This is a genomic window from Arthrobacter sp. B055-34 (assembly GCF_059090425.1).
Genome location: NZ_JBNHFQ010000003.1, coordinates 349,470 through 367,786, shown reverse-complemented (window position 1 = coordinate 367,786; position 18,317 = coordinate 349,470). Strand labels below are relative to the sequence as shown.

Below are 18,317 nucleotides of genomic sequence, written 5' to 3'. Positions count from 1 at the left end.
GCCGGTCCGGGACCGGCACCGCCCGAGGCAGGCTAGGCGTTGATGATGTTGTTTTCGGGGCCGAAGCCGAATTTGGTGATGTTTTCGACGCCGCCGTCTTCGCCGATGACGAGGATGTCGTGTTCGCGGTAGCCGCCGGCTCCGGGTTCGCCGTCTTGGACGGTGATCATCGGTTCCATGGAGACGACCATGCCGGGTTCGAGGACGGTCTCGATGTCTTCGCGTAGTTCCAGGCCTGCTTCGCGGCCGTAGTAGTGGGAGAGGACGCCGAAGGAGTGGCCGTAGCCGAAGGTGCGGTTCGGGAGCAGGCCGTGGCCGATGTAGATTTCGTTGAGTTCGGCGGCGATGTCCTTGCAGACGGCGCCGGGCTTGATCAGTTCCAGGCCGCGGCGGTGGACTTCGACGTTGACGTTCCACAGTTGCAGGGAGCGTTCGTCGGGTTGGCCGAGGAAGAGGGTGCGTTCGAGGGCGGTGTAGTAGCCGGAGGTCATCGGGAAGCAGTTCAGGGAGAGGATGTCTCCTTGCTGGAGTTTGCGGGTGGTGGCCCAGTTGTGGGCGCCGTCGGTGTTGATGCCGGATTGGAACCAGACCCAGGTGTCGCGCACTTCGCGGTGCGGGAAGGTCTTGGCGATCTCGTGCACCATCGCCTCGGTGCCGATCAGGGCGACTTCGTATTCGGTGATGCCCTCGCGGATGGCGGCCTTGACGGCCTCGCCGCCCAGGTCGCCGATGCGGGCGCCGTGCTTGATGACCTCGATCTCCTCGGCGGATTTGATCATGCGCTGGCGCATCGCGTCCTGCGAGACGTCGAGCAGGGTCGCGCCGTCGAAGGCGGCGGCAATGGACTGGCGGGTCATCAGCGGCAGGGCGTCGTCTTCGACGCCGATGCGGGCAGCCTTCACGCCGTCGCGCTTCAGGGCCTCCTGCAGGCCGTAGTAGAAGTTGTCACGGCGCCAGTCGGTGTAGACGATGTTTTCGCCGTAGCTGGTGCGCCACGGCATGCCGGCGTCGATGTTCGCGGTGATGGTGGTCGAGTTGTTCGCGGTGACCACCAGCGCGTAGTTGCGGCCGAAGGTGGTGTAGAGGAAGTCGGAGTAGTACTTGATGCCGTGGTAGCTGGTGAGGATGACGGCGTCGAGTTCCTTCGCGGCCATGATCTGGCGCAGTCCGGTCAGGCGGCGTTCGAACTCGGCGTCCGAGAACGTCAGCTTCTGCTTGGTGCCGTTGTGGAGGGTCTTCAGCCGTTCGAGTCCGGCGACGGAGTTGGCGGGAGCAGCTGCGATGGTCATTGAATCTCCTAAAGAATTACGAATTGCGGTACCAAGGCGACTGACAGACAGGTGCAGCCGAAAGGTGATTGTGGGAGGCAGCCCCGAAACTGCGATGTGTTCCCGCTGCCCTTACGGACTAGATTATGTGCCCTGCATCACAAAAAGTATGGGTAGAACGTCAAGGAATTAGTTGACTGCAGTGGACAGTCTGTAAAGAGCTTCGTCCCGCCGTAGAAAAACGGCCGTCGAAATCAGCTCCCGGCAGCAGTCCGCTTGGCCCGGGTGGTGAACAGGACGCCCGCAATCACCAGGCCCGCGCCGAGGATCTGCATCGCCGTGATCGTCTCGCCGAGCAGGAAGTAGGCGCCCAGCATCGTGCCCACCGGCAGGAAGTTCAGGTACACGGAGGCCTGCGAAGCACCCAGGATTGCCACGGCGCGGTTATAGAGGATCAGCGCCACCACGGAGGGGAAGACGCCCAGGTAGAGCAGCCCCCACCAATGGCCGCTGCTGTCCAGATCCGGCACCCCCAGGATCAGCCACTCGCCCACCATGAACGGGAGCAGCATCAGCACGGACAGCCCGGTCATGACCAGCACCGAGCCGTAGGACGGGAACAGGTGCAGGTACTTGCGCACGCCGATCGAGTACAGCGCCCAACTGGCCACGGCTCCGACCATCAGCGCGTCGCCGGCATTCCAGCCCAGATCGCCGAGCTGGAAGACCTGCCCTTCCAGTACCACCCAAACCGATCCGAAGAGCGAAAGCGCCACCCCGAAAAGCTGGATCCACCGCAGTTTCTCCCGCAGCAGCCAGGCACTGAGCGCCACCGTCACCGCCGGGATGGCCGCCTCCAGCACCGAGACATTGGTGGCCGAGGTGAACTGGAGCGCGGCATACAGGAAGGTGGTGAAGGCGGCCACCCCGGTGACCGTCATGAACAGCAGCGGCTTGAAATGCTGCCGGAACAGCGGCACGGCCTGCCGCGCGCCGCGGTACCCGAACGGCAGCAGGACCACGAACGCAACGGCCACCCGCAGGAACGCGATGGTGAAGGGCGGCAGGTCGGCCAGCGCCTTGCCCACGAGAATGTTGCCCGAGTAAAAAACCACCACGAGAATGCACATCAGGTAGGCGCGCATCACGTGTCCTCTATGATCAGCAGCAAGGGGCAATCTCAGCATCGCCCGTTGCCGCCGTCCGCGCCAAATCGTTCCACCAGGAAGGAGCATGACCAGTGGCATCAGTACTGCTGACCGGCGGAACAGGAACCCTCGGCCGTGCCGTCGAACCCGCCCTGCTCGAGCGAGGCCACACGGTCCGCATCCTCAGTCGTCGCGAGCAGCCGGCCGGACGCGAGCCGGGCACCTGGGCGCGCGGCGACCTGCAAACCGGGGACGGCATCGACGCGGCGGTCGACGGCGTCGACACGATCATCCACTGCGCAACTTCCAACGGCCGCGGCGACATCACCGGCACTGAAAACCTCATCGCGGCGGCCCGCAAGGCCGGCAACCCGCACCTGATCTACGTCTCGATCGTCGGAGTGGACAGCATCCCGATGTTCTACTACCGGGCCAAATTCGAAGCCGAGCAGCGGATCGAAACCTCCGCGCTGCCGTGGACCATCCTGCGCGCCACCCAGTTCCACAAGCTCGTCTTCGCCCTGTTCGCCGCCCAACGCCGGCTGCCGCTGGTCATCGCCCCGGACCTCCGCTTCCAGCCCATCGACATCCGCGATGTCGCAACGCACCTGGCGGAACTGGCAGCCGCCGCCCCCGCGGGCAAGGCCCCGGACATCGGCGGCCCGGAAATACTTTCCGCCGAAGAAATCGCCCGCCTGACCCTCGAATCCCTCGGCGTACGACGGCGGGTGGTTCCGTTGCGATTCCCCGGCAAGATGTTCGCCGCGTACAAGGCGGGCAACCACCTCGTCCCCGGCAATCCGACAGGAAAGCGGACCTTCGCCCAGTTCGCCGCTGAAGAGACCAGCGGCGGACGATGACCGCGACGCCTGCCGCGGACCTAACCCGCGGCGCCCGCCGCGAACGTAGCACCCACCGTCCGGAATGTGCCCGTCCTGATCTACCCAAAGGAGAATGATGTTCGCAGCCATCCTGCACTCAGCCATGCCAGCCGGAGAGTCCGGACAAGCCGGGCCAGCCCGCTATGCCGAGTCCAAGCCCCTGGTCATCGAAGAACTGGAGCGGCCCGAACCGCGCGCCGGCGAGCTGGGCGTGTCCATTACGTATTCCAGCCTCTGCCACTCGGATCTTTCCGTCGTCGACGGCTCCCGCGTCCGCCCGCTGCCGATGGCGCTGGGGCATGAGGCCGTAGGGCGGGTAGTTACTGCGGGGGAGGGCGTCAACGACGCCAAAGAGGGAGACCACGTGGTGCTGGTTTTTGTCCCCAGCTGCGGAAGCTGCCGCGCCTGTGCCGCTGGCCGGCCCGCCCTCTGCCACCGCGCCGCCGAGACCAACGGCTCCGGCGACTTGCTGCACGGCGAAGCCTTGCTGAAAACTGCTGAGGGGAAACGGATCAACCACCATCTGGGCGTGTCCGCCTTCGCCGACTACGCCGTAGTTGCCCGCGAATCCGTCGTCGTCATCAACGATGATGTACCGGACACCGTGGCGGCCATGTTCGGCTGCGCAGTGCTGACGGGCATGGGCGCGGTGCTCAATACGGCAGCGGTCCAAGCCGGGCAGTCTGTTGCCGTGTTCGGCCTCGGCGCCGTGGGTCTCTCGGCCGTCATGGCGGCCAGCCTGGCCGGGGCGAGCGACATCATTGCCATTGATCCGAATCCGGGCAAGCACCAGCTGGCCTTGGACTGCGGGGCCACCGCCGTGGGAACGCCGGATAACGCCGGGGCGCTGATCGCCGAAGCGACCGGCGACGGCGTCGACGTCGTGGTGGAAGCGGTCGGGTCCGCCAAGGTCATCGCCTCCTGCCTGGAGCACGTCACCCGCGGCGGCGCCGTGGTCTCCGTCGGCCTGCCCCACCCCTCGGCCGAGCTGACGGTTCCGGCCCTGCAGTTCGCCGGAGCGGGCAAACGCCTGCTCGGGTCCTACATGGGCGACGCGGTGCCGGAGCGCGACATTCCGCTGTACCTGGAGCACTGGCGGGCGGGAAAGCTGCCTGTGGAGCTGCTGTACACGGACACCAAACCGCTGCGCGAGATCAATGAAGGCCTGGACGCGCTGGCATCGGGGCAGGTGGTCCGCCGCCTCTTCCAGGCGTGACCGCTGCCTAGAAACCCCTCGCTACTGCGGCGGCCGCGCGGAGCCAGGCACGCTGGGTCTCCGGCTGCAGGGCGTTGAACCGGATGGGCCCGTTGACCAGCGCAGGGTCGTACGGAATGCGGACTACCTCGCGCACGAATTCGCGGAAACCGGTCTCGATCCTGTCCGCCTCGATCTTCGCGCGCTTGCGGGTCTCGCCAGTCATGCCGCGGCCGGCGTCGGTTGATTCGGACACAATAACGACGGCGTTGCGCGCCAGTTCCGCTTCATGGTCGCCGCGCGCCGCGAGGGTCTGCAGGGTGAGCCGAGCGGCCTCGGCCCGGTCTTCCATCGCGGTCACCGGCACCACCAGCTGGTTGGTGTGGTCGATCATCCGGCGCCAGTTGGCGGAGCGGGAAGTGTTCCCCGAGTCCATAACGATCAGCCGGTAGTACTTGCAGGCCACCCGGTGCGCGATGTCCACTTCCTCCGCGGTCACCTCGTGGTCGCCTTCCTCATTCTCGTCCGAACGCAGCACATCGAACTTGTCCGCAGCCTGGTGGTGGACGTAGTGGGCAAGATCGGCAGCGTTGGATTCGGGGGAGAGGAGCTTGCTGGACGAGTCCACCAGATCCAGCACGCTTGAGGCATGCGGGCCTTGCTCGGTGCGCCAGCCCAGCGTGCCCTGCGATTCGTTGTTGTCCCACGCCAGTACCGGTCCGCCGCCGTAGCGGGCCAGAATGGCGCTGAGCATGACCACTGTCGGTGTCTTGTTGGCCCCGCCCTTGCGATTGACGACGGCGACCGTCCGCGGCCCCGGCCAATGCTGGCTGACGAGCTGTATGTCCGCCCGCTCGGCGAGCTCCTCCTTGGACGGTTCCACCCGGACGCCCATTTTCGCCAGCACGCCGCGCCAGCCCTTGGTGGCCGGCTCCTTGGCCGAACCGGTGACCAGGAACGACGTCTCGCGAAGATCCCGCCGGCGCCGGGCCTGCACACCCTCCTGCGGCTGGGGCTCCGGCTCGCCGCCCGTGGCCCGCGGCTCTTGGGTGCTGCCCGCGTCCCGCGAGGACACCGGTTCGCCGTCGTTCTGTTGCCTGCGCAATCGTCGGCTGGGCGGCTGGAACTCGTCGACGCCGGTTGTGTCCGGATCAGAACGTTCTCCGGCGTCGTTGATCCGATTGGCAGCAGCAGCTGCCGGAAAGTCCGGAACTTGCCTGGTCATAGCCGTCCTATCATCCGGGGAGGTGAAATGATTTACTACTGATCATCTCCGGCCAGCTTCAGATGAACAAATGAAAACGGCACGAATGCAGCATTTGTGGATAGTTCTGCCCATGGAGGGCCCGGCGGGTCTGCGGCGCTTACTGCCCGTTGTCGCCGAGGTCGTAGCGGTACGTGCGGGCGCGCATGCCGTCCCGGGTGGGATGCTCGTCCACCGCGCTCCAGTTTAGGCGTTCATAGAAGGGCGCTGCATTGCCCTCGCCGAGCAGCGTGACCAGCTCCGCCCGCGTGGCGCCTGCAGTGCGCGCATCTTTTAGGAATCGGTTGAGGAGTTCCTGGCCGGCGCCGGTGCCCCGTGCCGCGGAGTCAACGGCAATGGCAGTAACGACGGCGATCTGCCCGCCGGACGCAGCATTGGCCGCAGCCCCGGTGGTTGCTCGGGACGCAGCACTGGACTGAGGGCGCGCAATACTGGACTCAGTGCTGGCGGCCGGTCCGGCGGCGGGGGTGCGGCGCCACTTCGGGGTGAGGATGCGCTTGAGGTAGGCCCGTCCGCGGGTACGGACGAAGTGGGCGCCGAGCCGGGGCCGCTGGGCCAAAGCCAGCAACCCGGCCAAGGCCAGACGGAGGCGGTGGCGGCGAACGACGTCGTCAATATGGCGGAACTGATCGGTAGAGCCCACGAGGAAGCCGACGGCCTGCGTGCCCTGGGCATCAACGTGTTCGGCAACCAGCGCAATGCCAAAGGGCGAGTCGAGGAAGCTCGCATGCCAGCGGCGGACAAAGCGTTCGCCCATCTGCGGGAACAGCCCGTCGGGCACGTAACGGCACTGCCAAGCCGCCATGGTGGTGAGGTCGGTCGGCGTGGCCGGGCGCACGGTTACGCTCGGAACGTCTGGGGCAGGCAAATTAACTCCTGGGACGGGGAGGTGGCCAGCACCGAACGCGGTTGTATCAATTGTCGACTGCAGACGGCCCACTCCTCTTTCTTTGATGACGTCTCATCTAATGTCTGTGCACAGTGTAAACGACCAACCTTTCCGCAAACTGACAGGCTGGGCAAGGCGGCCGGACCTTGGCCCCGCACACCCCTCCCCAAGCGGTGCGTCCGCTCCTAGACTTAACGCTTGGGGCGTGGACCGCCCGCGCCTTTCAGTAATCGGGTTCATTTACCAGGATGCAGGTGAGCGCAATGACTGGACGTGTAGTGCATTTCGAGATTCCCGCGGAAGACGAGGAACGGGCAAGGAGCTTTTACAACGCGGCCTTCGGCTGGAACATCCAGCCCATGCCGGAGCTGAATTACAACATGGTCATGACTACGCCGACGGATGACCAGGGCATGCCGAGCGAACCGGGCGCGATCAACGGCGGTATGTTCCGGCGCGAAGGTGAGCTGAAGACACCTATTATTACGCTCGACGTCGAGGACATCGATGCTGCGCTGGAGAAGGTGGGCAGCCTGGGCGGGTCCACGGTGGAAGCCAAAATGGCCGTCGGCGACATGGGGTTCGCGGCCTACTTCCGGGACAGCGAGGGGAATCTGATGGGCCTGTGGCAAACAGCCGCGCCCTCCGGCGGCTAGGGGGCAATCCGGCCGTTGCTCTTGCGGGAACTGCCATGAATGGCAGAATCGCACTCATGAAGCTCCACCTGCCGCTCGCATGGCCTGCGTCGCCGCCATCGCACGCCGGCGTGGTGCTCCGCCCGTTCCGCGACTCCGACGCGCACCTCGCCGCCGAGCTCACGCAGGATCCGTACATTCGACTAATCAGCACCATTCCGGCCAGGCCCACCGCGGAAGAAGCGATGGAGTGGATCCTGCACCAGAACGGGCGCTTCACCGAGGGGATGGGCTACTCCTTCGCCATCGCCGACGCCGCGACGGACCGGGCGCTCGGCCAGATCGGCATGTGGCTGAAGGCGATAGAAACAGGAAGAGCGACGGCGGGATATCTGGTTGCGCCGTCGGCACGCGGCCGCGGCGTGGGCGCCGCGGCATTGTCAGCACTCACCGCCTTCGCCTGGACCCTGCCCGTCCTGCACCGGGTGGAGCTGTACATCGAACCGTGGAACACCGGCTCCATCCGCACGGCCGAAGCCGCCGGCTACCAGCGCGAAGGACTGCTGCGCAGCCACCAGAGCATCGGCGGCGAGCGTCGTGACATGCTGCTCTACGCCACCATCCGGCCCTAGCGCGGGCGTGCCTCGTGGTGGGCGCGCCCATGGGAGCGCCGGTCCTCTTTCATTTCGGCCTCGAACAAGTGCCGCTTACCCTCGGCGAGTTCATCCCGGGCGGCCTGCTCCACTGACTTGAACGCGGCGTAGTAGTTGTCGTCGTAGTCTTCGACGATCTGGAACGTCCACCGTCCAGCAATCACATTCCGCCCCACGACGTCCTGCTCGACCCGGTCGGCCAGCTCGCCGTGTCCGGCCTTGCGCAGGAGCTCCGCGGCCTCACCCAGGGCGAGGTCGGCCTTACCTGTCAGGCGGTGGAAGCCGTACAGATAGCCGCGGGCGTGTTCAACGACCTCCAACGCCTCGGACAGCTTGCCCAGCGCTTCAACCGTTGCGTCACTCGTGCCCTCGGGGCGGCGGTGGGACTGGTCAGGACCGTCATGCGGAATGCTCGTCATGGGGAAATTATTACCGTTGGATCCGCAAAGTGCGACGCCGGCGCCCAACTTGGCACCGACGTCGCACTTGGTATTTTTGGTTTTGGTGGAGGGACTACGGCAGTTGCGGGTCCACGCCGTAGTGCTCGGCCAGATCGGTGATCACAGCGTGCGCGCCCTGGATGCTGACGGAGGCGACGAAGGTTTCGTCGTCGACGTGGACAACGTCGCCCTTCAGACGTTCCCACAGCGGGTTGGACTCGAAGGTCTTCTGCTGCTCGCGCGACGCATCGCCCTCGGCGCCCGAAGGAGTCCAGGCGCTGACCATGACCAGGCCGGCGTCGGCCTTGAGGATCTGCTCCTCGGAGAGCGGGACGAAGATGGACTCGGTGGTATCCGGCGCACCTTCCGGGCGGGGGATGTTCATGTCGGCCATGATCTCGCCGATGAACGAATCGGTGGAGTACAAGCGCGCGGTGTCCTCGCCGGCGAAGCGCAGCAGGGAGTAGGTGGCTTCGGGGTTCTTGGCGAGGATTTCCTCGCCGACCTTCTTGGCGCGCTCTTCATAACCGGCCACGAGCTCTTCGGCCTTGTCCTTCTTGCCCAGCGCCTCGCCGAGGAAAACCACGTTTTCCTTCCAGGTGGGCCCGGTGCTGACCGAGAAGATGGTCGGCGCGATCTTGGAGAGCTGGTCGTAGAGCGCCTCGTGGCGGACCTGCGCGGAGACGATGACGTCCGGCTCCAGCTCGAGGATTTTCTCCAGGTTGGGCTCGGCGAGGGTGCCGACGTTGACCGCGTCAGCGGTGGCTTCGTCCACGTCGCCAAGGTAGTCGGCAAACGGATCGCCTGGATCCTGCCGGTACTGGACGTAGCCGACCAGATCGGCCTCAAGCAGCAGGGCGGCATCGATGTAGCTCGGGTCCAGCGCGACGACGCGCTTCGGCTCGGATTCGATGGTGGTTGAACCCATGGCATGTTCCATGGTCAGCGGGTAGCCGGAGCCGCCCGCGGGAGCGGAAGCGGCGCTGTCTTCGGTGGCGGCCGGTGCGCCGCAGGCAGCGGTGCCCAGGAGCGAGGCGCCGGCGACCAGTGCCAGCAATTTGGTCAGAACGGGTGTTTTCATGCGAGTCTCTTTCACGGTCCGAACGGCCTAAGCCGCGTCACTTAGGTAAGGCTAAGCTTGTCCCCGTCGTAGACTGTAGCAGTCGAAAAGACCGACGTTCCAAACCTCCCGTAATAGAAGGCGCTCTTGAAAACTGTGGATGCACCGGCCACGGGCACATACTCCATTCCGGCTGCCGAGCTGCGCGAAACCGCGCTGCGGCTGCCCGTGCGCAGCGGAAAGGTGCGGCTGCGCTGGTTGGCCGCGGCCGTCGTCGTACTTTGTGCCGCAGTGGTGGCCAGTGTTTGCATCGGTAGCCAGCCTTCGTCGCTGGCGCAGGCGTGGCATGCGGTGGTGACGCCCACGGGAACAAACATGGACGTAACCATCCTGCAGCTGCGCTGGCCCCGGACGTTGACCGGTATTGCCGCCGGCATCTGCCTCGGCGTGGCCGGAACGCTCTCGCAGGGGCATACCCGCAATGCCGTGGCGGATCCGGGTCTGCTGGGCATCAACCAGGGGGCGGCGCTGGCCATCGTGGCCGCGACCGCCATCGCCGGAACAATGCTGCCGCTGACCCAGGCCGTGCTGGCGTTCGGTGGCGCGCTGCTGGCCAGCGTGTTCGTGTTCCTGATCGGTACCGCCGCCCGGCACGGGTCCACGCCGATCACGCTGGTGCTGGCCGGCGCCGCCGTCACCGCCCTGTGTACTGGGCTGGTGACCGGGATCGTCCTGCTGAACGAGGCGGCCCTGGACACCCTGCGCTTCTGGCAGGTGGGCTCCATTGCCGGGCGCAACGACATCCTGCCGGCCATCTGGCCCTTCCTGCTGGCGGGCCTGGTGCTGGCGGCGATGAACATTCCGGCGCTGAACGCGCTGGCGCTGGGCGAAGACACCGCCCGGTCCTTGGGCATCTCGGTGCTGTGGGCGCGCTGCGCCGGAATCGCCGCGATCACGCTGCTGGCCGGATCCGCCGTGACCATGGCCGGCCCGATCGCGTTCGCCGGACTGCTGGTTCCGCATATCGCCCGGGCCATGGTGGGGGCCGACTACCGCTGGCTCCTGCCGGCTTCCGCGGTGACCGGCGCCGCGCTGCTGCTCCTGGCGGATACCGCCGGACGGGTCATCGCGCGTCCGGGGGAGCTCTCCGTAGGCGTGGTGCTGGCCGTTATCGGCGCGCCCTTCTTCGTGTTCCTGGCCCGCCGCCGCAAGCTGGTGACCGTATGAGCACCGTGACCCGCACCGGCGGCAACCCGGTCCGTTCCCTCCGCGTGCTGCGGGCCGGGCCGGTCTCCATCCGGGTCAGTCCGCGCGGGCTGTCCGTGGGCGGAGTGCTGATCCTGGTGCTGGTGGCGGCCATGGTCATCCACGTGGCCAACGGCGGCACCCCGCTCGCCCTGCTGGACGTGCTGCGTGCGCTGCTCGGCGACACGTCCGATTCCAAAGTCCATCTGGCCGTGACTGAGTTCCGCGCACCGCGGATGGTTGCCGCCGTCGTCGCCGGGGCCTGCCTCGCCGCCGCCGGAGCCATCACGCAGACCGTGGCCCGGAACCCGCTGGCCAGTCCGGACGTCCTGGGCGTGACCGCCGGGGCCTCGCTCGGCGCCGTCACCGTACTGGTGGTAGCCGGCGGCGGGAATGCCGGCCTGAGCGGACTGGCGGCAACGCTGGGCATGCCGCTGGCTGCCTTCGGAGCAGGCGTGCTCAGTGGCGTCGCGGTCTACCTGCTGGCCTACCGCGGCGGGATCGACAGCTACCGGCTGGTCCTGGTGGGGCTGGGCATCAACGGTTTTGCCGTCAGCCTGACCACCTGGCTGCTCACGCTCGGCGACGTCAGCAGCGCGGCCCAGGCCCTGACCTGGATGACGGGTTCGCTCAACGGCAAGGACTGGGCGCTGGTGCAGCCGATGGGGGCCATCGCCGTGGTGCTGGTGCTGGCCGCCGTCTTCTGCGGGCGGTGGCTGCTGCTGACCAGCCTGGGCGAGGACACCGCCGTCGGACTTGGTACCCGGGTTGGCGCGGTGCGGCTGACGGCCCTGACCATCGCCGTGCTGCTGGCCTCGGTGGGCACCGTGGTCGCCGGACCGCTGGTTTTCGTGGCGCTCGCCAGCCCGCAGATTGCGCGCATCCTGACCGGTTCGGTGGTGCCGCCGGTGGCAGTTTCCGCGTTGGTGGGCGCCGTGTTTGTGCTGTTGGCCGACACCGTCTCCGCCAACGCCCTGAGCGTGGCGCTGCCCGTGGGGGTTGCCACCGCCGTGGTCGGCGCACCCTATTTGATCTACCTGATTCTGCGCTACCAACGGAGGCTCACATGAGCGCGCCCAGTACCGGCGGGCGGCTTCGCGCCGACGCCCTGACCCTCGGTTACGACGGCCCCGACATTGTCCGGGAACTGTCGCTGACCGTGCCCGATGCCGCCGTCACCGCCGTGATCGGACCCAACGGCTGCGGCAAGTCCACCCTGCTGCGCGGGCTCGGCCGGCTGCTGGCGCCCCGGTCCGGAGCGGTGACGCTCGACGGCGAACCCCTGGCCAGTCTGTCCACCCGCCATGTTGCCACCCAGTTGAGCGTGCTGCCGCAGACGCCGGTCGCGCCGTCCGGGCTGACCGTGGCGGACCTGGTTTCGCGCGGGCGGCACCCGCGGCAGAAGTGGTACCAGCAGTTCTCGGTGTCGGACGAGGCCGTGGTGCTCGACGCGCTGGCGGCCACGGACAGCCTGGAGTTGGCGGACAAGCCGCTGGAGGATCTGTCCGGCGGCCAGCGGCAGCGCGCCTGGATCTCCATGACGCTGGCCCAGGAGACCGACATACTGCTGCTGGACGAACCCACCACCTACCTCGACCTGGCGCACCAGGTGGAGGTCCTGGAGCTGGTCCGCCGGCTCAACCGGGACCGCGGCCGCACCGTGGTGATGGTGCTGCACGACATCTCGCTCGCCGCGCGCTACAGCGACCACATGGTGGCCATGAAGGACGGCCGGATCGTCGCGCAGGGAACCCCGGCTGAAGTGGTCACGCCGGAACTGCTGCTCGAGATCTTCGGGCTGGCCGCCCAGGTGGTGCAGGAACCGACCGCCGGACGGCCGCACGTCATCCCCTTGGGCGCCGGCGTCTAACCACACTCAACCGCCGCACCCCGTCGGACCCGGCGCACCCGCCGCCCGTACTGATTCCCTATGGTGTCCGCGCGCCGAAGGAAGTGGAGACTGCGAAGTCCCCGCCGACAATGTAGCTGCGGCGGTACTCGATCGGGCGGCCTCCCGCATAACCCACGCGGTCGATCAGGAGCAGGGCCGTATCCGCCGCGCACTGCAGCGACCGGGCCTGTTCCGCGGTGGCGATGACGGCGGTGAGCCGTTCTTCGCCTCCGTCCAACGAGATCCCGCACGCTTCCTCGAGCTCCTGGTACAGGGCAGTGTTGGAAAAGTCCCGCTCCAGCAACGGTCCGACCTGTTCGGCGGGCAGCCAGACGTCATCCAGCGCCAGCGGAACGCCGTCGGCATAACGCCGTCGCGAGAGGTGGAACAGCGGTTCGTCCGCCGGAAACATCAGCCGCTGGGCTACCGCTTCGTTTTGCTCCACTTCCTGGGCCAGGACATCACTGTAGTGCTCCATTCCTGCTTCCTGCATGGTGGCGAAGAGGCTGTACACGGGACCGTAGGCTGTGCTTTTGCCGGCGACCACCTGCGGCAGGGCAACCGGCTTGCGGCCGCGTTGGGCGGTAACCAGCCCGGCCTCGCGCAGGGGGCGCAAGGCAGCGCGGATGCTGCCGCGGCTGGCACCGTATTCGTTGGCCAGAGCCAGCTCGCCGGGAAACCCGGTGCTGAATTCGCCCTTCTGCAGCCGGCGGTGCAGATCCCGGCTGATGGCTTCCCAGAGCGGAGTTCCGGGCGGGGTGCTGCCAGGCTCGGCAGCCGAAGGTTTTGCCTGGTCCTGCCCGGTCACGTAGCCTCCATTGGAGAAATGTATAAACATTTGCGGTCATTTCGGCCGCAACGAGGAGCCTGAATGCCGTCGCATAAGCCAACTGCCCCAGCCAGCACCCCCCGCAACCGCAACTTTACCGTGACGGCGACGGTCCTTGGCGTGGCCGTGCTCCTGCTGTTCGTCGGCATCTTCGCCTACCGAGGGGGTAAATCGCAGCAGGCGGCCAGCGCCGGACAGGGTGAACAAGCCGGACAGAGCGCCCAGCAGGACAGCGCAGGCGAACTGGACATGTCCCGGCGGATAGCCGACGACCCCACTGCCCTGGGCGTCGTGGACGCCCCGGTGGTCATGGTCGAATATTCGGACTACCGCTGCCCCTTCTGCGGACTCTTCGCCCGCGACACGCTGCCCGCCCTGGTGGAGAAGTACATCGACAGCGGAGACCTGCGCATCGAGTGGCGCGATCTGCCGGTCTTCGGGGACGAGTCCATGGAAGCAGCACTGGCGGGGCGTGCGGCGGGGGAGCAGGGCAAATTCTGGGAGTTCAACAAGGCCGTCTACGCCGCCGCACCTGAACGAGGGCACGCGGACCTGAACCGGGAGCGCCTGATCGGGTTCGCCGAGCAGGCAGGGGTGCCGGACATGAAGAAATTCGAGGCGGACCTGGACTCGAAGCAACTGCGTGAAGCGGTGGTCAAAGACGCGCAGGAAGCGGCCTCCCTCGGTGCCACCGGAACACCGACATTCCTGGTCAGCGACACTCCCTTTGTCGGTGCCCAGCCGCTGGAGGCGTTTGAAAAAGCGATCGACGCCGAGCTGAACGAAGCGGGAAGCAAGTAATGGAAATCGGATATGCCGGCGCCTTCCTCGGCGGAGTCCTCACGCTGCTCAGCCCGTGTTCGGCCTTGCTGCTTCCGGCGTTTTTCGCCTATGCCTTTTCCACCAAGACGCGGCTGGTCGCCCGGACGGCGCTGTTCTACGCGGGCCTGCTCTCTACCCTGGTGCCGCTGGGGGTCTTCGCCGGTGCGCTCGGATCCCTGGTCACCCAGCACCGCCACGTCCTGGTGGCGGTGGCGGCCACGCTGGTCATCCTGCTCGGGGCGGCGCAGATCCTCGGAGTCCGGCTGCCGGCGCCATCCGGAACAATGCGCAAGCAGGCTCTTCCGGTCTGTCTGTCTTTGTCCTCGGGACGGTCTACGGCGTCGCCGGGGTCTGCACCGGCCCGATCCTCGGCTCCATCCTGACCGTGGCGGCAGTCGGCAGCAACGCCATCTACGGCGGCGTCCTGCTGTCGATTTATGCGCTCGGCATGGCGCTGCCGCTGTTCGCGCTGGCGCTGGTCTGGGACCGGCTGGGAATCAGCGGGCGGCGCTGGCTGCGTCCGCGCCCGCTGGCAATCGGCCGCTGGTCCAACTCGTGGATCATGGTCATTTCCGGGATCCTCTCCATCGGCATCGGAGTCCTGCTGCTGTTGACAGACGGAACGGCAGGGCTTGGCGGAGTGCTCAGCGTCGGAGACCAGTTCCGGCTGGAAACCACGGTCAGCGGCGCGGCATCGGGCATCTCCAACGCAGTCTTCGCCCTGATCGCGGCGGCGGTACTGGCTGTCGCCGTCGTGCTTTATCTCAGGAGCCAGCGGACCCAGCGCGCAAGTGGCGACTTCGCCTCGGTCAGCCTCGCGGCCCGGGACGAGGAGGAAGAGCGATGAGGAGCGGCCTCGTGGCACTGAAGGCCGCGCTTGTGCTGTGGCCGCGCCGGCGCTGGCTGGCCGCGCTCGCCGCCGCCGCCGCCACGTATGTAGTGGTGGCCGTCCCGACCGATCTGATCGACACGCCGTTTTTCGTCCGGGAGGTTCCGCCGACCTGGTGGTCCTTCCCGGTCCTGGCCCTCACGGCCGCGCTGGCCGGTTTGGTGGCCGCGACCTACGTGGCACGACTGCCGGAGGCGCCACCGGAGCGCGGGCAGCGGTTCGGCCTCACGGGCGCCATCGTCTCGTTCTTCGCCGTCGGCCGCCCGGTCTGCAACAAATTGGTGCTCCTGGCCCTGGGCACCTCCGGCGCCATGCAGTATTTCGAGCCGGTCCAGCCGCTGCTGGCAGTGGTGTCGATCGGACTGCTGGGCTGGGCGTTCTACCGGCGCGCAACGTCCGAAGACCGCTGCGCGGCGCCGCAGAAAACAACGACGGCGGAACTCCCCGGCCGCTGAACCTCCGGCGTCGGAACCTATCCCGTGACGCCCTGCTTTTCGGGGACGGCGATGGCATGGACAGTCCGTTCCTTCGTCGGGAACAGGGCCGTTCCATCGGGCAGCATGGACACCGGGAGGACAAAGTCGCCGGTGTCTAGAATGGCGCCGGAGTCTGTATCGATCCTGGCCGCTACGCAGTCGAGCTCGGCGTAGGCCACACCCGGGCCGGCCGCTGTGAGGTTCGCCGTCGTGAATGTCTATACATTTCGATGGCCACGCTACCATGCACAGGGAAGGCTTTTCCCGCCCGCGCATCGCGCCGGCTCAGAACGGAACGAGGAGGAACCATGCCCACAGTGGACAGCCCTATGCAAGATGCCCGTGCCGAGCCCAAGGCAGTGGGGCTGCTGGTTCACGGGGCAGGGCAGGGCGCCCAGGACTGGCTCCCGGGGGTGCTGCGTAGCGCAACCAACGCGGCAGACGCGCTGCCGGCGGGGACCGCCATCGAAGTAGTCATCCAGGGCCCCGGGGTGGCCCTGCTCTCTGGCGGATCCGGGTTCGCAGCCGAAATCACCGCCACGCTGGAGCGGCAAATCCGCGTTCTGGCGTGCGCAAACAGCCTGCGTTCAGCGGCCGTGCCGTCCGACCAGCTGCTGCCCGGCGTCGCCACAGTTCCGGCCGCCATCGCCCACCTGGCTGGCAGGCAATGGGCAGGCTGGGCCTACGTCCGGCTCTAGGAGCAGCCTAGTTCGCCAGGTACGGGTAGTCGGTGTAGCCGGGGGCGCCGTCGGTGTAGAAAGTCTTCGAGTCCGGATCGTTCAGCGGGAGGTTTTCCTGCCAGCGGCGGACAAGATCCGGATTCGCGATGGCCGGGCGGCCCACCACAACGCCGTCGGCCAGGCCGTCGTCGAGGATGGCCAGTGCTTCTTCGCGGGTGGTGATGACGCCGAAGCCGTTGTTGAGCAGCACCGGACCGCCGAAGCGCGCGCGCAGTTCCTGGACCAGTGAGCCGGCCGGTTCCTTGTGCAGGATGCTCAAGTAGGCCAGGCCCAGCGGGGCAAGGCCGTCCATCAGCGCGGCATAAGTTGCCCGGGTCTCTTCGGCGTCCAGCTCCAGGGCACCCTGGACATTGTGTTCGGGGGAGATGCGGATGCCCACCCGGTCCGCACCGATCTCGGCGGCAACGGCTGCGGCAACCTCGATGACAAACCGTGCGCGGTTCTCCGGCGATCCGCCGTACTGATCGGTGCGCTGGTTCGAGCTCGGGGCAAGGAACTCATGCAGCAGGTAGCCGTTGGCCGAGTGCAGTTCCACTCCGTCCAGATCCGCTTCCACGGCATTCCGCGACGCCAGCACGAACTCGTCGATGATGCCCGGCAACTCATCGGTGTCCAGGGCGCGGGGAACCGGGAACGGCTTTTTGCCGTCATAGGTGCGGGTCTCGCCGTCGATGGCAATGGCGCTGGGCGCAACAACTTCGTGGCCGCCGGTGGTGGCCTCGTGCGTGACGCGGCCGGCGTGCATGACCTGGGCGACGATCCGTCCGCCGTCGTGGTGGACAGCGTCCGCGACCGCCCGCCAGCCGTCGATCTGTTCCGGTGTGACCAGGCCCGGCTGGCGCTGGAAGCCCTGTCCCGCGTAGCTGGGGTAAGCACCCTCGGTGACGATCAGGCCCAGCGAAGCGCGCTGCCGGTAGTGCTCGACAACCAGCGGGCCCGGAACGCCGTCCACGCCGGAGCGCATGCGGGTCAGCGGCGCCATGATGAGGCGGTTGGAGAGGTCAAGGGCGCCGACGGACAGCGGGGTAAACAGGCTCACAAAAGTCCTTCTTCTCAGTAATGCTTCCGCAGGAGGCAACCGAGCGGGCCGAAAAGTTATTCCGACCCGGCCGGCTAATCCTCGTAGAAGGTCTTCGCCGGCCCCTGGTCCAACGAGGTTACGATTCCCGCCGCGACCTCGCGCAGCTTGATGTTCCGGGTGCTGGATGCGGTCTTCAGGATCTCGACAGCGGACTCCTGGCTGCACCGGTTCTGGGCCATGATGATGCCCACGGCGACGTCGATGTCCGTCCGGGAGACCAGCGCGGCCTTTAGATTGTCTGCGGTTTCGGCGAGGTAGGCGAAGCGGACCGCCAGCATCAGGCCCAGCGACGTCTGCCGCACGAACTGCTCGACCAGCTCAACGGACTTCTCGTCGAAGCGTCCGGGCCGGTGGGAGTAGAGGTTGAGGGCGGCCTTGGTGTCTTCCTGAAGATGGAACGGAACGGCAAGGATGGATCGCACACCAAGCTGGAGCACCGCCGTCGTATATTGCGGCCACCGCTCTTCCGTCTGCAGATCGGGGACGAGGACGTTGACCTGCTCACGCGAGGCGGTCATGCAGGGGCCGTCGCCGAACGCGTACTGGATCTCGTCCATGGCCTGCGCGTCTTCGCTGCTGCTGGCCACGGTGGCGGACCTCTTGTGCCTGAGCAGGGTGATGCCGGTGAGGACCTCGTCGCCCGGGGTGGAGAGGCTGGAGGAGGACAGGTTCGCCAGCCCGTCGAGGAATTCCCCGACGTCGGTGCTGTTGAGAACCAGCTCCTGAAGGTGCTGGCTCAAATGGGTATCCGCTTTAGCGGTGGACTCAGTGCTCAAGAACGTTGGCGCCGTTTCACTCATGCACTGCGCGGGCACGTCCAGCCCGTCGAAGAGCAATCCAAAGCGGCCCGCTGCTGAACCGTACCGAAAAAGTATAGGCCAACGGCAACGCTTCCGGCGGCATACTGCCCC

22 protein-coding genes are annotated in these 18,317 nt (G+C 66.9%); 12 read left to right on the top strand and 10 right to left on the bottom strand.

The genetic code is table 11. From position 1 onward, the window contains the following. Positions 1 to 32: 32 nt before the first annotated feature. On the bottom strand, positions 33 to 1,289 hold the full coding sequence (locus tag AC5RWO_RS07655) for an aminopeptidase P family protein (RefSeq protein ID WP_498730650.1): 1,257 nt from the start codon (positions 1,287 to 1,289) through the stop codon (positions 33 to 35). Between the two features lie 233 nt (positions 1,290 to 1,522). Beyond that, positions 1,523 to 2,413, bottom strand: a complete 891-nt coding sequence (locus tag AC5RWO_RS07650) for a DMT family transporter (protein ID WP_498730649.1) — start codon at positions 2,411 to 2,413, stop codon at positions 1,523 to 1,525. Positions 2,414 to 2,508: 95 nt separating this feature from the next. Between AC5RWO_RS07650 and AC5RWO_RS07645 the strand changes: the two genes are divergently transcribed. Both AC5RWO_RS07645 and AC5RWO_RS07640 read left to right on the top strand, forming a co-directional pair. Then, positions 2,509 to 3,276: an SDR family oxidoreductase gene (locus AC5RWO_RS07645; protein WP_498730648.1), complete on the top strand. Its 768-nt coding sequence runs from the start codon at positions 2,509 to 2,511 to the stop codon at positions 3,274 to 3,276. 97 nt (positions 3,277 to 3,373) lie between these two features. Next, positions 3,374 to 4,513 (top strand): zinc-dependent alcohol dehydrogenase family protein, encoded by a 1,140-nt coding sequence (locus AC5RWO_RS07640; RefSeq protein WP_498730913.1) that lies wholly within the window; start codon positions 3,374 to 3,376, stop codon positions 4,511 to 4,513. A 7-nt stretch (positions 4,514 to 4,520) separates the two neighbouring features. On the opposite strand, the gene AC5RWO_RS07635 is transcribed toward AC5RWO_RS07640, so the two are convergent. Continuing rightward, positions 4,521 to 5,717, bottom strand: a complete 1,197-nt coding sequence (locus AC5RWO_RS07635) for a MinD/ParA family ATP-binding protein (RefSeq protein ID WP_498730647.1) — start codon at positions 5,715 to 5,717, stop codon at positions 4,521 to 4,523. 139 nt (positions 5,718 to 5,856) lie between these two features. Then, positions 5,857 to 6,624 carry a GNAT family N-acetyltransferase gene (locus AC5RWO_RS07630; protein ID WP_498730646.1) on the bottom strand — a complete coding sequence of 256 codons (768 nt, stop codon included), beginning with the start codon at positions 6,622 to 6,624 and terminating at the stop codon, positions 5,857 to 5,859. A 284-nt stretch (positions 6,625 to 6,908) separates the two neighbouring features. On the opposite strand from AC5RWO_RS07630, the gene AC5RWO_RS07625 reads away from it, so the two are divergent. Together AC5RWO_RS07625 and AC5RWO_RS07620 are read left to right on the top strand one after the other, a co-directional pair. Beyond that, positions 6,909 to 7,301: a VOC family protein gene (locus AC5RWO_RS07625; RefSeq protein WP_498730645.1), complete on the top strand. Its 393-nt coding sequence runs from the start codon at positions 6,909 to 6,911 to the stop codon at positions 7,299 to 7,301. 35 nt (positions 7,302 to 7,336) lie between these two features. Further along, positions 7,337 to 7,912, top strand: coding sequence for a GNAT family N-acetyltransferase (locus tag AC5RWO_RS07620; protein WP_498730643.1), 576 nt, complete (start codon positions 7,337 to 7,339; stop codon positions 7,910 to 7,912). Here the strand turns inward: AC5RWO_RS07620 and AC5RWO_RS07615 are convergent. Both AC5RWO_RS07615 and AC5RWO_RS07610 read right to left on the bottom strand, forming a co-directional pair. Continuing rightward, positions 7,909 to 8,352, bottom strand: a complete 444-nt coding sequence (locus AC5RWO_RS07615; protein ID WP_498730642.1) for a hypothetical protein — start codon at positions 8,350 to 8,352, stop codon at positions 7,909 to 7,911. The genes AC5RWO_RS07620 and AC5RWO_RS07615 overlap by 4 nt on opposite strands. A 94-nt stretch (positions 8,353 to 8,446) precedes the next feature. Further along, complete coding sequence (locus AC5RWO_RS07610) at positions 8,447 to 9,454, bottom strand: ABC transporter substrate-binding protein (RefSeq protein ID WP_498730640.1); 1,008 nt, start codon at positions 9,452 to 9,454, stop codon at positions 8,447 to 8,449. A 135-nt stretch (positions 9,455 to 9,589) separates the two neighbouring features. Between AC5RWO_RS07610 and AC5RWO_RS07605 the strand changes: the two genes are divergently transcribed. The 3 genes from AC5RWO_RS07605 to AC5RWO_RS07595 are packed head-to-tail and all read left to right on the top strand — an operon-like array spanning position 9,590 to position 12,548. Then, positions 9,590 to 10,660 (top strand): FecCD family ABC transporter permease, encoded by a 1,071-nt coding sequence (locus AC5RWO_RS07605; RefSeq protein WP_498730911.1) that lies wholly within the window; start codon positions 9,590 to 9,592, stop codon positions 10,658 to 10,660. Continuing rightward, complete coding sequence (locus tag AC5RWO_RS07600) at positions 10,657 to 11,748, top strand: FecCD family ABC transporter permease (RefSeq protein ID WP_498730639.1); 1,092 nt, start codon at positions 10,657 to 10,659, stop codon at positions 11,746 to 11,748. Before AC5RWO_RS07605 ends, AC5RWO_RS07600 begins: the two co-directional genes overlap by 4 nt. Then, positions 11,745 to 12,548 (top strand): ABC transporter ATP-binding protein, encoded by an 804-nt coding sequence (locus AC5RWO_RS07595; RefSeq protein ID WP_498730637.1) that lies wholly within the window; start codon positions 11,745 to 11,747, stop codon positions 12,546 to 12,548. Before AC5RWO_RS07600 ends, AC5RWO_RS07595 begins: the two co-directional genes overlap by 4 nt. 58 nt (positions 12,549 to 12,606) lie before the next feature. On the opposite strand, the gene AC5RWO_RS07590 is transcribed toward AC5RWO_RS07595, so the two are convergent. Then, positions 12,607 to 13,377: a GntR family transcriptional regulator gene (locus AC5RWO_RS07590; RefSeq protein ID WP_498730636.1), complete on the bottom strand. Its 771-nt coding sequence runs from the start codon at positions 13,375 to 13,377 to the stop codon at positions 12,607 to 12,609. Between the two features lie 63 nt (positions 13,378 to 13,440). Between AC5RWO_RS07590 and AC5RWO_RS07585 the strand changes: the two genes are divergently transcribed. The 4 genes from AC5RWO_RS07585 to AC5RWO_RS07570 are packed head-to-tail and all read left to right on the top strand — an operon-like array spanning position 13,441 to position 15,564. Beyond that, entirely contained in the window at positions 13,441 to 14,199 is a 759-nt protein-coding gene (locus tag AC5RWO_RS07585; protein WP_498730634.1) for a DsbA family protein, read from the top strand. Then, positions 14,199 to 14,603, top strand: a complete 405-nt coding sequence (locus AC5RWO_RS07580; protein ID WP_498730925.1) for a cytochrome c biogenesis CcdA family protein — start codon at positions 14,199 to 14,201, stop codon at positions 14,601 to 14,603. Before AC5RWO_RS07585 ends, AC5RWO_RS07580 begins: the two co-directional genes overlap by 1 nt. Next, positions 14,495 to 15,067, top strand: coding sequence for a cytochrome c biogenesis CcdA family protein (locus AC5RWO_RS07575; RefSeq protein ID WP_498730909.1), 573 nt, complete (start codon positions 14,495 to 14,497; stop codon positions 15,065 to 15,067). The genes AC5RWO_RS07580 and AC5RWO_RS07575 overlap by 109 nt, the downstream gene beginning before the upstream one ends. 11 nt (positions 15,068 to 15,078) lie before the next feature. Beyond that, positions 15,079 to 15,564 (top strand): hypothetical protein, encoded by a 486-nt coding sequence (locus AC5RWO_RS07570; RefSeq protein ID WP_498730633.1) that lies wholly within the window; start codon positions 15,079 to 15,081, stop codon positions 15,562 to 15,564. A gap of 17 nt (positions 15,565 to 15,581) precedes the next feature. Here AC5RWO_RS07570 and AC5RWO_RS07565 read toward each other — a convergent pair whose 3' ends face one another. Beyond that, complete coding sequence (locus AC5RWO_RS07565) at positions 15,582 to 15,764, bottom strand: hypothetical protein (protein WP_498730632.1); 183 nt, start codon at positions 15,762 to 15,764, stop codon at positions 15,582 to 15,584. Between the two features lie 129 nt (positions 15,765 to 15,893). On the opposite strand from AC5RWO_RS07565, the gene AC5RWO_RS07560 reads away from it, so the two are divergent. Next, positions 15,894 to 16,283: a DsrE family protein gene (locus AC5RWO_RS07560; protein ID WP_498730630.1), complete on the top strand. Its 390-nt coding sequence runs from the start codon at positions 15,894 to 15,896 to the stop codon at positions 16,281 to 16,283. 7 nt (positions 16,284 to 16,290) lie between these two features. Here the strand turns inward: AC5RWO_RS07560 and AC5RWO_RS07555 are convergent, their stop codons facing one another. After that, complete coding sequence (locus AC5RWO_RS07555; protein WP_498730629.1) at positions 16,291 to 17,364, bottom strand: alkene reductase; 1,074 nt, start codon at positions 17,362 to 17,364, stop codon at positions 16,291 to 16,293. 74 nt (positions 17,365 to 17,438) lie between these two features. After that, a complete protein-coding gene (locus tag AC5RWO_RS07550) occupies positions 17,439 to 18,146 on the bottom strand; it encodes a GAF and ANTAR domain-containing protein (RefSeq protein ID WP_498730628.1) in 708 nt (235 codons plus the stop codon). Between the last annotated feature and the right edge of the window lie 171 nt (positions 18,147 to 18,317).

Bases quoted from the DNA above. Each gene is read 5' to 3' on its own strand.
- AC5RWO_RS07640 (WP_498730913.1), top strand. From the start codon at position 3,374: ATGTTCGCAGCCATCCTGCACTCAGCCATGCCAGCCGGAGAGTCCGGA.
- AC5RWO_RS07650 (WP_498730649.1), bottom strand. From the start codon at position 2,413: ATGCGCGCCTACCTGATGTGCATTCTCGTGGTGGTTTTTTACTCGGGC.
- AC5RWO_RS07620 (WP_498730643.1), top strand. From the start codon at position 7,337: ATGAATGGCAGAATCGCACTCATGAAGCTCCACCTGCCGCTCGCATGG.
- AC5RWO_RS07615 (WP_498730642.1), bottom strand. From the start codon at position 8,352: ATGACGAGCATTCCGCATGACGGTCCTGACCAGTCCCACCGCCGCCCC.
- AC5RWO_RS07635 (WP_498730647.1), bottom strand. From the start codon at position 5,717: ATGACCAGGCAAGTTCCGGACTTTCCGGCAGCTGCTGCTGCCAATCGG.
- AC5RWO_RS07655 (WP_498730650.1), bottom strand. From the start codon at position 1,289: ATGACCATCGCAGCTGCTCCCGCCAACTCCGTCGCCGGACTCGAACGG.
- AC5RWO_RS07560 (WP_498730630.1), top strand. From the start codon at position 15,894: ATGCCCACAGTGGACAGCCCTATGCAAGATGCCCGTGCCGAGCCCAAG.
- AC5RWO_RS07610 (WP_498730640.1), bottom strand. From the start codon at position 9,454: ATGAAAACACCCGTTCTGACCAAATTGCTGGCACTGGTCGCCGGCGCC.
- AC5RWO_RS07625 (WP_498730645.1), top strand. From the start codon at position 6,909: ATGACTGGACGTGTAGTGCATTTCGAGATTCCCGCGGAAGACGAGGAA.
- AC5RWO_RS07600 (WP_498730639.1), top strand. From the start codon at position 10,657: ATGAGCACCGTGACCCGCACCGGCGGCAACCCGGTCCGTTCCCTCCGC.
- AC5RWO_RS07585 (WP_498730634.1), top strand. From the start codon at position 13,441: ATGCCGTCGCATAAGCCAACTGCCCCAGCCAGCACCCCCCGCAACCGC.
- AC5RWO_RS07580 (WP_498730925.1), top strand. From the start codon at position 14,199: ATGGAAATCGGATATGCCGGCGCCTTCCTCGGCGGAGTCCTCACGCTG.
- AC5RWO_RS07595 (WP_498730637.1), top strand. From the start codon at position 11,745: ATGAGCGCGCCCAGTACCGGCGGGCGGCTTCGCGCCGACGCCCTGACC.